At 34.1% G+C, this 13,624-nt stretch carries 12 protein-coding genes; 10 read left to right on the top strand and 2 right to left on the bottom strand.

Annotation, left to right across the window (positions count from 1 at the left end; translation table 11 throughout):
* The first annotated feature begins 4 nt into the window (after nt 1-4).
* Together pheT and BP17_RS09975 are read left to right on the top strand one after the other, a co-directional pair.
* Nucleotides 5-2,422: a phenylalanine--tRNA ligase subunit beta gene (gene pheT / locus BP17_RS09980; RefSeq protein WP_035054026.1), complete on the top strand. Its 2,418-nt coding sequence runs from the start codon at nt 5-7 to the stop codon at nt 2,420-2,422.
* 123 nt (nt 2,423-2,545) lie between these two features.
* A complete protein-coding gene (locus BP17_RS09975) occupies nt 2,546-3,877 on the top strand; it encodes an APC family permease (RefSeq protein ID WP_035054024.1) in 1,332 nt (443 codons plus the stop codon).
* Nucleotides 3,878-3,946: 69 nt separating this feature from the next.
* On the opposite strand, the gene rnhC is transcribed toward BP17_RS09975, so the two are convergent.
* On the bottom strand, nt 3,947-4,885 hold the full coding sequence (gene rnhC / locus BP17_RS09970) for a ribonuclease HIII (protein WP_035054021.1): 939 nt from the start codon (nt 4,883-4,885) through the stop codon (nt 3,947-3,949).
* A 156-nt stretch (nt 4,886-5,041) separates the two neighbouring features.
* Between rnhC and BP17_RS09965 the strand changes: the two genes are divergently transcribed.
* From BP17_RS09965 to trxA, 4 genes are all read left to right on the top strand, one after another.
* A complete protein-coding gene (locus tag BP17_RS09965) occupies nt 5,042-5,350 on the top strand; it encodes a cell division protein ZapA (RefSeq protein WP_035054019.1) in 309 nt (102 codons plus the stop codon).
* Nucleotides 5,351-5,367: 17 nt separating this feature from the next.
* Nucleotides 5,368-5,913, top strand: a complete 546-nt coding sequence (locus tag BP17_RS09960) for a CvpA family protein (RefSeq protein ID WP_232219616.1) — start codon at nt 5,368-5,370, stop codon at nt 5,911-5,913.
* A 124-nt stretch (nt 5,914-6,037) separates the two neighbouring features.
* Nucleotides 6,038-8,404, top strand: a complete 2,367-nt coding sequence (locus BP17_RS09955; RefSeq protein ID WP_035054014.1) for an endonuclease MutS2 — start codon at nt 6,038-6,040, stop codon at nt 8,402-8,404.
* A 98-nt stretch (nt 8,405-8,502) separates the two neighbouring features.
* Nucleotides 8,503-8,814, top strand: a complete 312-nt coding sequence (gene trxA / locus BP17_RS09950) for a thioredoxin (RefSeq protein WP_035054011.1) — start codon at nt 8,503-8,505, stop codon at nt 8,812-8,814.
* A gap of 88 nt (nt 8,815-8,902) precedes the next feature.
* Here the strand turns inward: trxA and BP17_RS09945 are convergent, their stop codons facing one another.
* A complete protein-coding gene (locus BP17_RS09945; RefSeq protein WP_035054008.1) occupies nt 8,903-9,790 on the bottom strand; it encodes a helix-turn-helix domain-containing protein in 888 nt (295 codons plus the stop codon).
* Nucleotides 9,791-10,098: 308 nt separating this feature from the next.
* On the opposite strand from BP17_RS09945, the gene BP17_RS09940 reads away from it, so the two are divergent.
* The 4 genes from BP17_RS09940 (at nt 10,099) to uvsE (ending at nt 13,599) form a co-directional block, all read left to right on the top strand.
* Nucleotides 10,099-10,365: a hypothetical protein gene (locus BP17_RS09940; protein ID WP_035054006.1), complete on the top strand. Its 267-nt coding sequence runs from the start codon at nt 10,099-10,101 to the stop codon at nt 10,363-10,365.
* Between the two features lie 144 nt (nt 10,366-10,509).
* Nucleotides 10,510-11,232, top strand: a complete 723-nt coding sequence (locus tag BP17_RS09935) for an alpha/beta fold hydrolase (protein WP_035054004.1) — start codon at nt 10,510-10,512, stop codon at nt 11,230-11,232.
* Nucleotides 11,233-11,538: 306 nt separating this feature from the next.
* Entirely contained in the window at nt 11,539-12,186 is a 648-nt protein-coding gene (gene trhA / locus BP17_RS09930; protein ID WP_035054002.1) for a PAQR family membrane homeostasis protein TrhA, read from the top strand.
* Between the two features lie 156 nt (nt 12,187-12,342).
* Nucleotides 12,343-13,599 (top strand): UV DNA damage repair endonuclease UvsE, encoded by a 1,257-nt coding sequence (gene uvsE / locus BP17_RS09925; RefSeq protein ID WP_035054000.1) that lies wholly within the window; start codon nt 12,343-12,345, stop codon nt 13,597-13,599.
* Nucleotides 13,600-13,624 lie beyond the last annotated feature (25 nt).

The following is a 13,624-nucleotide window of genomic DNA, read 5'->3' as shown; positions in this document are numbered from 1 at the left end:
GAGCATGAACGTATCTTATCAGTGGTTAAAAGAATATCTAGATTTATCAAATGTAACACCGGAAGCATTGGCAGACAAGATGTCACGAACGGGGATTGAGGTTGAAGACGTCAATATACCAGAAACCGGTTTGAAAAAAATTGTTGTGGGGCATGCGGTTGAAGTAAGTGATCATCCTGATTCTGATCACTTACATATTTGCCAAGTTGACATTGGTGAAGAAGAGCTATCTCAAATCGTTTGCGGTGCACCTAATATTGCAACAGGTCAAAAAGTTATTGTGGCTTTACCTGGTGCTCGTATTACTGGAAATGCAAAAATAAAAAAAGGAAAGATGCGTGGCCAAGTATCAAACGGAATGATCTGTTCATTAGGCGAATTAGGTTTCTCTGAAAAAGTAGTTCCTAAAAAATATGCGGATGGTATCTACGTATTGTCAAAAGATGCTGTACCTGGTAATTCTGTATTTCCTTATCTAGCAATGGATGATGCAATTCTTGAATTATCGATCACACCTAATCGTGCAGATGCTTTGAGCATGCGTGGGGTTGCTTATGAAGTTGGAGCTATTTACAATCAAAAACCTGTATTTTCTTCTTTTGAAATAACAGAAGATGAAAAAGATTCAGTACATGACTACATTAAAGTTGCTGTAGAAAATAGTGAAGATGCGCCAAGCTATAATGTTCGTATCGTTAAAAATGTAAAAGTTGCTGAAAGTCCGATGTGGCTTCAAACGAAATTAATGAATGCAGGTATTCGTCCGCTGAATAATGTAGTAGATATCACAAATTATATTCTGCTGGAATATGGACAACCTTTGCACGCTTTTGATTATGATCAATTACAATCAAAAGAACTACTTGTTCGTCATGCTAATAATGGTGAATCTTTAACGACTCTAGATGGTGAAGAACGCTTATTGACTTCAGAAGATATTGTGATCACAAATGGTTCTAAACCACTAGCGTTAGCAGGAACAATGGGCGGAATTGATTCAGAAATTGAAAAGGATACTGTAACTGTTGCAATTGAAGCAGCTGTCTTTAATCCAATTTCAGTTCGCAAAACTGCTAAAAGATATAATTTGAGAAGTGAATCAAGTTCGCGTTTTGAAAAAGGAATCAATCCGGCTACTATTATAACGGCAGGAGATCATGCAGCAGCTTTAATAGCTGAACTAGCCGGAGGAACAGTAGTAGCAGGAATCGCTTCTGAAACAGTTTTAGAAATAAAAGATAGTGTAGTCCCTATTACATTAGACCGTATCAATCGTTCATTAGGAACCTCTATTACAAATAAAGAAGTAAAAGTTATTTTTGAGCGACTTGGTTTTAATGCTAGTGAAAAAGAAGGCTTGTTTGAAGTCGTAGTTCCACCACGTCGTTGGGATATCGAGATCGAAGCTGATCTAGTGGAAGAAATTGCTCGTATTTTTGGTTATGACAATTTACCTTCTACTTTACCAGTAAGTGTAGCTCAACCTGCAGCATTAGATGACAAACAACGTCTCATTCGTCATACACGCCGCTTTTTAGAAGGAGCAGGCTTATCACAAGCCATTAGTTATGTGCTCACTACTCCAGAAAAGGCTGCTCAGTATATGATGCGTGAAAGTGAAGCGACTCATTTAGAAATGCCTATGAGTGAAGAACGCAGTACATTACGAATGAATTTATTGAGTGGTTTATTAGATGATATCAGTTATAATAAGGCGCGTAAAAATAAAAATGTCGCCCTTTATGAAATCGGTCGTGTATTTTATAAAGATGCAAACCAAACGCTGCCAATTGAAGAAGAGCATTTGGGAGGAGTAATGACCGGATCTTTATTAGAAAAAGATTGGAAAGGTCAACCTCGAAAAGTCGATTTTTTTGTTATGAAAGGCATATTAGAAGGATTGTTAGCTGCTTATGGCCTAACAGAGGTCATAACGTTTGTTTCGGATAACAAACGTGAAGGGATGCATCCGGGACGTACAGCTACGCTTTATTTAGGAGAAAAAGAGATCGGATTTGTTGGTCAAATTCATCCTTTAGCTGCGAAAACATATGAGTTAGATGAAACATATGCTTTCGAATTGAATGTACAAGCAATTGTGGAAGCAGAAAAAGAACCGACTGTTTATGAGGCTATTCCAAAATTCCCAGGAATGACAAGAGATATTGCTTTATTGGTAGATGAGGCCATTACAAATCAACAATTAGTGGACTTGATTTATAAAAAAGGCGGTAAGTATTTGATTAGCGTTCGTTTGTTTGATATTTATCAAGGTCAAAATATCGAAGAGGGCAAAAAATCAATGGCTTATACCCTGTCTTATTTAAATCCTACTGCAACAATGGTAGAAGAAGAAGTTTCAAAAGCTTTTGATAAAGTAACAAATGCGTTAGTGGAAGAGTATCAAATAGTTGTACGATAACTTTTATTTATTCAAATAATAAAAAAAAACAAAAAGTGTCTTGCTATAAGCAGGGCACTTTTGTTATGCTAACAAGTATTAATCTTGTAAAGATTAATAAAAAGGCTATTCAGGGGGAACAACATGGGAAATAGAGAGTTGAAAAAAGAGGTCAGCGGTATTACAGCTTTGACCGTTGTAGTCGGTACGGTTATTGGAGCAGGTATATTTTTTAAACCAACGGCTGTTTATGGTGCGGCAGGAGCGCCAGGACTAGGTTTGTTAGCATGGTTTGTTGCGGGAATCATTACGATTGCTGGTGGATTGACAGTAGCAGAAATTGGAACGATCTATCCTCAAACAGGCGGTATGATGATTTATCTAGAAAAAGTATATGGAAGATGGTTGGGCTTTTTGGTTGGTTGGGCTCAGATGATTATTTACTATCCAGCTAACATAGCTGCTTTAGCTATCATTTTTGCTACTCAATTTGTTAATTTATTTACTCTATCTGATACAATGATTGTACCAGCTGCTATTCTAACATCTGTTTTTTTGATGGGTGTGAATTTTTTAGGCACAAAATACAGCGGTCGAATACAGACAGTTGCGACTATTTTGAAATTGATCCCTCTTATTGTAATCATTATAGCAGGACTGTTACATCCTGGTGGTGGCTTAATTCGTTTAGTACCCTTTTCGGTAGAGGCTAATCCAGTCTTAACCAGTTTTGGATCAGCTCTTATTGCTACACTATTTGCCTATGATGGCTGGATAAATGTAGGAACGCTTGCTGGAGAAATGAAAAATCCTGGTAAGATGCTTCCGAGAGTTATTATCGGTGGTTTATCGATTGTTATGGCTGTCTATTTACTGACTAATATCGCGTATTTATTTGTACTAGATAGCACGCAGTTAGCCGGAACGGACACACCTGCTGCTTTAGTTGCTTCTAATCTTTTTGAAGGAATTGGCAGTAAGTTAGTTACGATAGGAATACTAGTTTCCGTATTTGGAGGAATAAATGGGTATATGATTTCAGGTTTAAGAGTGCCTTACGCATTAGCAACCCAAAAAATGCTGCCTTTTAGTGATTGGTTTGCTAAAATCAATCCCAAAACAAGTTTGCCTATCAATGGTGGAATCGTTATGTTAGCTATTTCAATTTTGATGATTTTAACAGGTCAATTCAACCAGCTAACCGATTTAATTGTTTTTGTTATTTGGTTCTTTATTACCTTAACGTTTATTGCAGTACTCATTTTAAGAAAGACCCATCCGAACATTGAACGACCGTATAAAGTTCCTCTTTATCCGATCATTCCTGGTATTGCTATCATAGGAGGATTATATATTATCCTTAATACCCTGATTGTTCAGCCGGGAAATGCGTTGATTGGTATCTTCTTTACCCTTATTGGGATACCGGTTTACTTTTATTGTAAAAAGAAATATGGCGTACCTGATAAAGATTAAACGATAGTAAAGAACCTACATTAACGGTGGAATATCAATCCGTTAATGTAGGTTCTTTTAATTAGTCAATCAAGAGATTCCGCTAATTCGTTTAGCTTTTTCTGTATTCGCAAAGTGTAACTTAGCGTAATTTCTCAGTAAAGTAATCCCACCTTGTTTTAAAAGCTTTGCTGCAACCAAATCAACATTGCTGCCAGCTCCAGAGGGTATTTTGATACCTGCTGTTGCCGTTAACTCGTCTAGTCCTTTTAAGAAAGCATAACGAGCAATAATTGAAGCTGCGGCTACGGCCAGATGATGGCCTTCTCCTTTTGTTTGAAAATAAACGGTTTCTTTGATCTGATTTGGTTGATCGCTAATGTGTTTAAAGTAAGTTGTTGGAAGTTCAAATTGATCAATTAAAATCCCAGCTGGTTTTTGTGGTTTGATTTTTTCAAGGACATGTCCTAAAGCTTGATTATGTAAAACAGCTTTCATTTTTCCTTGTGTCATCGTAGGCTGAATAGTATTGTATTTTTCAGGCATGACATTTAGTAAACTGTGAGGCAAGAAAGTAATCAAGTCTTTTGCGACACGAATAATTTCAGGGTCTTTCATTTCTTTTGAATCACGTACACCTAATTCTTTTAATAAAGCCAGCTGCGATTGATCTACATAAGCTGCAACGACTGTTAAAGGACCAAAATAACTACCTGTCCCAACTTCATCACTGCCAATAACCGACCAATTACTAAAACCTTTTGGTAAAGGGGTATTCAAAGATGAAGCAGATGATTCTTTTTTTTTTGGTGGGACAATTGATGAGTTAGATTTCCAATTAGCAGCCTCTTTTTCAGAATCTGCACCTTGAAATAAGACTTTGCCAGAATTATATCCTGTTATATTAACAGCACCTTTTTTAGCAGCAAAAAAACTACCAGGAGGGGTATTCGGCTTTAAATAAGGAGTGTAATGCTGTTTCATATCCATTAATGTTTTTTTGGAAACTAGAAGTACTTCATTAGACATTTTGTCACTCATTTCTTATTATTGATGAACCAACTAATAGTTTACCATATAATTTGAAATATTATAGGTGTGTTATTAAAATGAAATGAAAAAAAGTGCAACTAGTAGATGATTCATGGTAAAATATAGGAAATGTAATTTTTAGGAGGGGCGGCCATGTCAAAAGGGAAAATTCGGTATAAAACTACAATAGCAGGAAGACCCTACACGATTATAGGAGCTAGACCCGAGGAGCATATGCGATCAGTGTCTAAAATGGTAGATGAGCAAATGCAACAGATTGAATCATTATCAAAAGGCCTAGACCCCGAACGTAGAGCTGTTTTAGTAGCGGTTAATGCTATATCGGATCAAATTGAAATGAAAATAAAATTAACGACTTTGCAAAAGCAGATAGAAGAGTTAGAAAAGAAATTAGAGAAAGATCAGGAAATAAGATTAAGTGAAGAGCAAGTTCCTGAATAAAGGTGATAAGTATGTTAATGACAGTCCTTATAGTAATTATTTTGGCCATTGGAGCTTACGGTGGAGCTAGAAGAGGTTTGATTCTTCAATTCGTTTTGACGGTAGGTTACTTTGTTTCATATCTAGTGGCAAGTAATTATTATCAAATGCTAGGATCTAATTTAGAATTGATCGTTCCTTATCCTTCAGCGTCTGAAAGCAGCCAATTCGTTTTTTATGATCAAGCACTAGCGTTTAACTTAGATGGCGCTTTTTATAATGGTGTTGCATTTATGATTATCTTATTTATTGGATGGCTGATTACCCGATTTATTGGCGGGTTATTAAATGTTGTAACAGTTATTCCTGTAATAAAGCAGTTAAATGCTTTAGGTGGAGCATTATTGAATTTTATGGTTTCTTATGTTGCGGTATTTTTAATTTTACTTTTATTAACAATGCTTCCAGTGGATGCAGTCCAAGAGGCATTTAGTAATAGTTGGTTGGCACGTAAAATCATAGAAGATACGCCGATCATATCAGCGCAATTGTATGACTGGTGGATAGCAACATCGTTAAACTGATAGTCAGATAAATAGATTAAAAAATCGTTTCTCTTAAATTAGGGAGACGATTTCTTAGTATTCAATAAAAATTAGTCCGAAAAAAATGGATCAATTAACAAAAATTAAGCAAGAGGTGAAATAAATGAATAAGAAGATCCTTCAAACACTAGAATTCAATAAAATTATACAAAGTGTTGCAAATCTTGCTGCCTCTGATTTGGGGAAAGAACAAGTTTTAACTTTATCTCCCTCCATTAATAAAGAAGAAGTAGAAATATGGCAAGATGAGACAGAAGATGGAACAAAGATTTTGAAATTACGGGGTAGAATGCCGATTCCAAAATTACAAAATGTTCGTCCTCATTTAAAGCGTTTGGACATTGGTGCCAGTTTAAATGGATTAGAAATTGCACAAATCGGAAAAATTTTACGCACAACTTCTGAAATAAATCGTTTTTTTGAAAATTTAAAAGAAACTGGTATTGAAATGAATCGTTTATATGATTTAGCTGAAAATTTCATCACAACTCCTACTTTGAATCAATTGATTCGTGAAACAGTTGATGAAGACGGTCGTGTTATGAATGATGCAAGTCCTGCTTTGAAAGGGATTCGCACAGGTATCAAGCGAGGAGAAAATAATGTTCGTGAGAAACTAGATGGCATCATTCGCGGGAAAAGTGCACAGTATTTAAGTGATACAATCATTACAATTCGTAATGATCGTTACGTTATTCCAGTAAAACAAGAATACCGTAGTCATTTTGGAGGTGTGATCCATGATCAAAGTTCGACAGGTCAAACCTTGTTTGTAGAGCCACAAAGTGTAGTGGAGTTAAATAATCGCTTACGTCAGCTTCAAATTGAAGAGCGCCTTGAAATTGATCGTATCTTAGCCGAGATTTCAAACGAAATTGCTCCTTACAGTAAAGACATTTTAAATAATATGTTTCTTTTAGGAAAATTAGATTTTATTGGTGCAAAAGCAAGCTATGCAAAAAATATTGGAGCTAATCGTCCAATCATTCATGATAAAAATGAAGTGAAGTTACTGAATGCTCGCCATCCTTTACTGGATCCGGAAACAGTTGTGGCAAATGACATTTTAATTGGCGGAGAAAATCAAGCAGTTATTATTACAGGTCCAAATACTGGTGGAAAGACCATCATCTTAAAAACATTGGGATTATTGCAATTGATGGGACAATCAGGCTTACAAATACCGGTTGCTCCAGATAGTCAAATCGGTTTATTTACTGAGATATTTGCGGATATTGGGGATGAACAATCGATTGAACAGAGTTTGAGTACTTTTTCTTCACATATGACAAATATTGTTTCTATTCTAGACCGGATGGACAATAAAAGTTTGATCATTTTTGACGAGTTAGGAGCAGGAACAGATCCTCAAGAAGGTGCAGCTCTTGCTATTGCTATTCTTGATAAGGTAGGTACTGTTGGTAGTTACGTTATGGTAACATCGCATTACCCTGAACTGAAAGCGTATGGCTACAATCGTCCACAAACGATCAATGCCAGTATGGAATTCGATGTAGATACATTAAGTCCAACTTATCGATTGTTAATTGGTGTTCCAGGTCGCAGTAATGCTTTTGAAATTTCTAAGCGGTTAGGACTCGGTGAAGAGGTTATTGATTCAGCACGTCAATTGATTGATGGAGAAAGTCAAAATTTAAATGAAATGATCACCGATTTAGAGAATAGACGTAAAATGGCAGAAACCGAATATCTTGAAGTACGCTATTATGTAGATGAAGCTGAGCAACTATATGTTGATTTACAGACTGCTGTGCAGCAGTTTTACACAGAACGTGAAGAGTTAATGAAGAAAGCTCGTGAAAAAGCCAATAGTCTTGTAGAAGAGACAGAAGAGACAGCTAATCAAATTATTAAAGATCTACGTAAAAAACAAATTTCAGGTCAGTACGAAAGTGTTAAAGAACATGAATTGATTGACGCTAAAATGCAATTATCTGGATTAAGACAAGAAGAAGCTTTAGCTAAGAATAAGATATTGAAAAAAGCCAAAGCAAAACAAGTCATGAAAATTGGCGATGATGTCATGGTTCAATCATTTGGACAAAAAGGAACTTTAATGGAACATGTAGATAAAAATCATTGGGTCGTTCAGATGGGTATGCTGAAAATGAAACTTAAAGAAAGTGATTTAACGTTGACTGAGCCTGAAAAAGAACCGAATCGTAAAATGATTACATCAGTACGTTCAGAATCAAGCAGTCATGTTTCGCCTCAACTAGATCTAAGAGGTGAAAGGTACGAAAATGCTTTAGCAGAATTAGACCGTTATTTAGATTCAGCTCTCTTAGCTAATTATCCGCAAGTTACGATTGTACATGGAAAAGGAACTGGAGCTATCAGGCAAGGAGTGACAGATGCTTTGAAGAGACATCCTTCAATAAAAGAATTCCATTATGCCCCACCTAATCAAGGGGGAAATGGTGCAACAATCGTAGAATTTAAATCTTAGGCATTTAGGTAGATTTTAAAAGGAATTTTTGATATAATAAATTTATAATATAACTTACTATTAATAAGTTATAAAAACAGTATTTAGGAGGAATAATAATGGTACAAGCAGTAACTGATGCAAATTTTGAATTAGAAACTAAAGATGGTTTATCTATCACAGATTTTTGGGCAACATGGTGTGGCCCTTGTCGTATGCAATCACCAGTATTAGAAGAATTAGATGAAGAAATTGGTGATACAATAAAAATCGTAAAAATGGATGTTGATGCTAATCCTGAAGTACCAAGCTCTTTTGGGATTATGAGTATTCCTACTTTGTTAGTTAAAAAAGATGGAGAAGTTGTTGAAAAATTAATTGGTTACCATAATAAAGAACAAATCGAAGAAGTTATTGCAAAATACAAATAACCATAAAAAATAAAAGTAGGATTGGGGCATTGGTTCCAATCCTACTTTTATTTTTTTATGATCAGACTTTAAAATCTTTTGTTCGTTATCATTCCTTTTTTAAAGAATGGTTTAGATAATAAAGAATTTCTTTTTTGAGCTCTTCTTTTAATGAAAAATCTTCAAGAGCTTCCAATAAATTAAATCCTTTTTGAATCCATATTTTTGAATCGGCTTTATTCAATTTAGCTAAAATAATGCCCTTTCGTACATACAGTACACCAAGCATGCGGTACTTTCCGTTTTTTTTACTTAATATTATCAAAGAATCGGCTCTTTCAAGAGCCTGGTTATAATTTCTATTTTCCATTAGCAAGTAAATTAAATTCATAGTATATGCTAACTTTAATTCTGTCGCCTCATGAAAATGATTATAATTTTCTAATTCTACTAAAGCACGTTTCGAGATGAGAAGAGAAGTATCAAAATCAAAGAAGAAGAGGATATTGTTCAACAAATGCAATTCTGTTAAATACCACTTATCTAGCTGAGCAATTCGATGCCAAACTTTTGCAGCAAAAGGTGCAGCTTGTGTTAAGTCATTGGTTTTTGAAAGTATGATAAGAGCATTACAAATATTAAAGATATCTTGTACAACATTATCTTTATGTTCATCTAAATAGGCCATCGTCGTTTCTTTTACGTTGATAAGGTTGTTTAAATCACTATTTACAGCAATAGCCCTGAATTGATAGAGTATTGCACCTTTTCCTTCTAAATGATAATGGTTATGAATATAATTGAATTCTTCATGACTCATATCTAAGTTATTTAAAACTTCAAAATATTTAGTGATAGTTGGAACAATACTGCCCGTTTCAAACTTGGTATAAGTTGAGCGTGCCATGGCACCATTTGCGACATATTGTTGCGTGTAATTTTTATTTTCTCTTATTTTTTTAAAATCTTCACCAAATTTTTGACAGATTTGTGTCATTTAGAGACCTTCTTTCAAAAAAAAATGTGATTATATGAACATTATATAAGATAGTATAAATCATTTGCTATAATGAAGTCAAAGTGAGGAGGGATTACATGAAAGGGATGTTGAAAAAATTAGTAACATTTTTACCAGTAATCTGGTTCGTTGGCGGTGGGGGCTAAAAAATTTTGATCTAGTCCTTCTTTGCCTCAACCCTTAACCATTTTAATAAAAGAGTAAGAGCCTGTTAATTTAGTAGCTGACCCTTATTCTTTCTTGGATCATAATAAAGATGCTCTTGTTTTGAGTGAAGGAGGAGCAGTATGGAAACGAATGTAATAGAATCAAAAAATAACTATGCTTACATTCTTGAGGGTGAAAATATTTTCAATACATTACTTGTAGATGAAGATGACCTGATTGAAAATGCTGATGGAATTCTTGATTGCCCTTTTGATGGGGTGCTTAGAAAATATAAATTAACGCTAAGAGATTTAAACGAAATGAAAACCACAAAATTATTATTTGTAAAACTAGAAGGTGAGAAGACCATCGTTTTGAATACGATCTGTCTTAACTTAAACATGTAAACACTCAAAACTAAATAAAGGTCCTTTCAAGCGTTGATACGAAATTGACGCTTTTTTAACTATTTAATAAAAAATTTGATATACTCATGTAAAATACAAATATGTTGTTTTCTTATAGATAAAATTATTAAAGGTGGTCATTAAATGAGAGCAATGTATATTCGAACAGAAGATGGGAACCTCTATTGTAGAGTTTTAGGGGCTGGTGAACCGTTGTTATTGCTACATGGGAATGGAGAAGACCATCAAATATTTGAAAAACAGCTGTCCTATTTCAGCAAAAAATTTCAAGTGATTGCATTAGATACAAGAGGACATGGAAACTCAGATCATGGAGGAAAACTATTAACGTTCAAAATAATCGCCCAAGATATTTTGATTGTTCTACGCTACCTCAACATACCTAAAATAACCATTATGGGTTTTAGTGATGGAGGAAATGTGGGACTTTATTTTAGTAGTCATTATCCAGAAATGATGAATAAACTTATTGTTATCGGTGCTAATTATAAAGTAGATGGATTAAAAAAAGAATCATTAAGTGAAGTGAAAAGAGAGTATACTTTATTGACTATTTTGGGTAGGTTTTTTTTGAGAGCTGAAAAAAAGAAACAGGTTATTGATTTGATGTGGCATCAATTAGATTTAGAAGCTGCTGATTTGATGACTATTAAAACACCCACACTAGTAGTAGCAGGTGGAAATGATGTTATTGAAGAAAATCATACTAAAGAATTACATAATTTGATCAGAACTAGTGAGTTAGTTATTATACCAGAAGCAACTCATTTTTTGATGGTTGAAAAATATAAAGAATTCAATCAACTTGTTGAAGATTTTTTGTCAGATAGAGACGAATTTTATTAGCATATTTACAGATGTAGAAAAGTAACTGCCTATTTTATAGAATAACAGAATGGATTCCTTGAATATCTGCTATGGTATAAATTATACTAATGATACAGCATTATTAAGATGATTTGTTATCAAGTGAAGGTATTCTTAGACAATTTTTTTTGAACTAGTTTTGATAACTAGGTTGAATGGTAATAAAAACTGTGTTATCATAATGTTAAATAAAAAATCAATTTATTGCTATTAGAAGAAAATAAATGACAAAGACTTTTACAGTAATGTTACTCATTTACATAGTTCTTCAAGGAGGAGATAGAGATGAAAGAACAAATGGTATACACAAAGAAATATTTAGTGGCTAATGAAGTTTTAAATGCCGTTACTCATGGCGTGGGCGTTATTTTAAGTATTGTAGGAATGGTATTGCTTATTATGAAAGCTTTAAATACAGGAACTACTTTAGAATTAGTTTCTTATTGTATATATGGATTCTCACAATTTTTACTTTATTTAAGTTCAACGCTTTACCACAGTCTGATTTTTACACGTGCAAGAAGGATTTTCAAAATTTTTGATCATAGTAGTATCTTTCTTTTAATTGCTGGAGCATATACACCTATTTCTCTGATTACGATTGGTGGAAGAATAGGCTGGACCTTGTTTGGAATCGTTTGGGCAATTGCTATTTTCGGAATTATTTACAAATGTTTTTGGATTGAAAAATTTAAAAATATGTCAACTTTTTTATATATTGGTATGGGATGGCTCAGTATGTTTGCTGTCAAACCCATGTTTATCGGATTAGGTTTTGGAGGATTTGCCTTATTATTAGCTGGTGGGCTCTCATTTACAATTGGAACTATTTTTTATAGTATGCGAAATGTTAAGTATATGCATGTCTTATGGCACCTATTTGTCTTAGCAGGTACTGGATTTATCTATTTTTCAATCTTACTATATGGGTAAAAAATAGGTTTAAGGAAAGCAATAGGCTTCCTTAAACCTATTTTTTTGTTAGATGACGGCTATGTCTTTAGGTAGTCGTTAAAGCTTTTTTTGTATTTAACTAAAAAAAAGTTGTATAATGAGACAGCTGAATAAAGTTAAGTGAGGGGGAAAGAAATGAGTATTGGTTATGCTTGTTTAACAATAGGGATTCCAGAAACAAGTTTCAGAACTTGTCGGAAAATAAATGCAACGGAAGAAAATCTAAATGAATTGATTCTTTTTAACCTGCAGTCACTTGAAAATATTATAGATTACAATATAAAAAACGGGATTAAATTATTTCGTATTAGTTCAGATATCATTCCTTTTGGTTCAAGTCCGGTTAATACATTGGCATGGTGGGAACTATTTAAACCTCGATTTGAACAAATTGGACAAAAAATAAAATCTAGTGGAACACGGGTATCGATGCATCCTGGACAGTATACAGTTTTAAATTCGCCAGATGAAGAGGTTGTATCGAGAGCGGTTGAAGATTTAAATTACCATACACGGTTTTTAGATAGCCTTGGAGTCGGGTCTGAACATAAAATAGTGTTACATGTAGGTGGTGTCTACCAAGAAAAAGAACTTGCTGTAGAGCGTTTTATTAGTAGCTATCAAAATTTATCAGATGCAATAAAAAAAAGATTGGTAATTGAGAATGATGATCGGTCTTATACCGTTTCTGACGTATTATCTATTAGCTTGGCGACAGGAGCTCCTGTTATTTATGATAATCTTCATAATGCTATCCATACAAGTGATGTCTCAAAGGATGATGCTTATTGGATCGAACTAACCCGGAAAACATGGAAGCCTGAGGATGGTTCTCAAAAAATTCACTATTCTCAACAAAGTGCTATGAGTCGGGTAGGAGCTCATACGCGAACAATTTCGCTTGATCCCTTTATGGATTTTTATCATCAAGTTTCAAGAGAAGATTTGGATATTATGTTAGAAGTAAAAGATAAGAGTCTTTCCGCTATAAAGTGCATCACTGCTACAACGCCGCATCAGCATATTAAATTACTGGAAAAAGAATGGGGTCTGTATAAATATAGTATTTTAGAAAGATCACCAAAGTTATATGATGCGGTACGTCAATTATTAAAAGATAAAAATAGTTTTCCGGCACTAGATTTTTATCGTCTACTAGATCAAGCATTGGCAATGGAAGTGACAACAGGAACGTCGGTGAATGCTGCTGCTCACGTTTATGGTTATTTTAAAAACAAAGCAACAGAAAAAGAAAAACTCACTTTTTTTAAACAATTAGATAAAGTGGAAAAAGGTGTGGGCTCGTTAAAAACATTGAAAAAAGTATTATGGAATTTAACCGTAAACTACAATGAGCCTTATTTACTTCAATCATACTATTTTATACTGTGAAATAAAATAGTTTCTAGGAAGTGAT

Origin of the sequence: Carnobacterium pleistocenium FTR1 (genome assembly GCF_000744285.1) — a bacterium.
Classification (GTDB): Bacteria; Bacillota; Bacilli; order Lactobacillales; family Carnobacteriaceae; genus Carnobacterium_B; species Carnobacterium_B pleistocenium.
The sequence above is the reverse complement of the archived record's forward strand: the minus strand, read 5'-3'. Positions and strand labels throughout refer to the sequence as shown.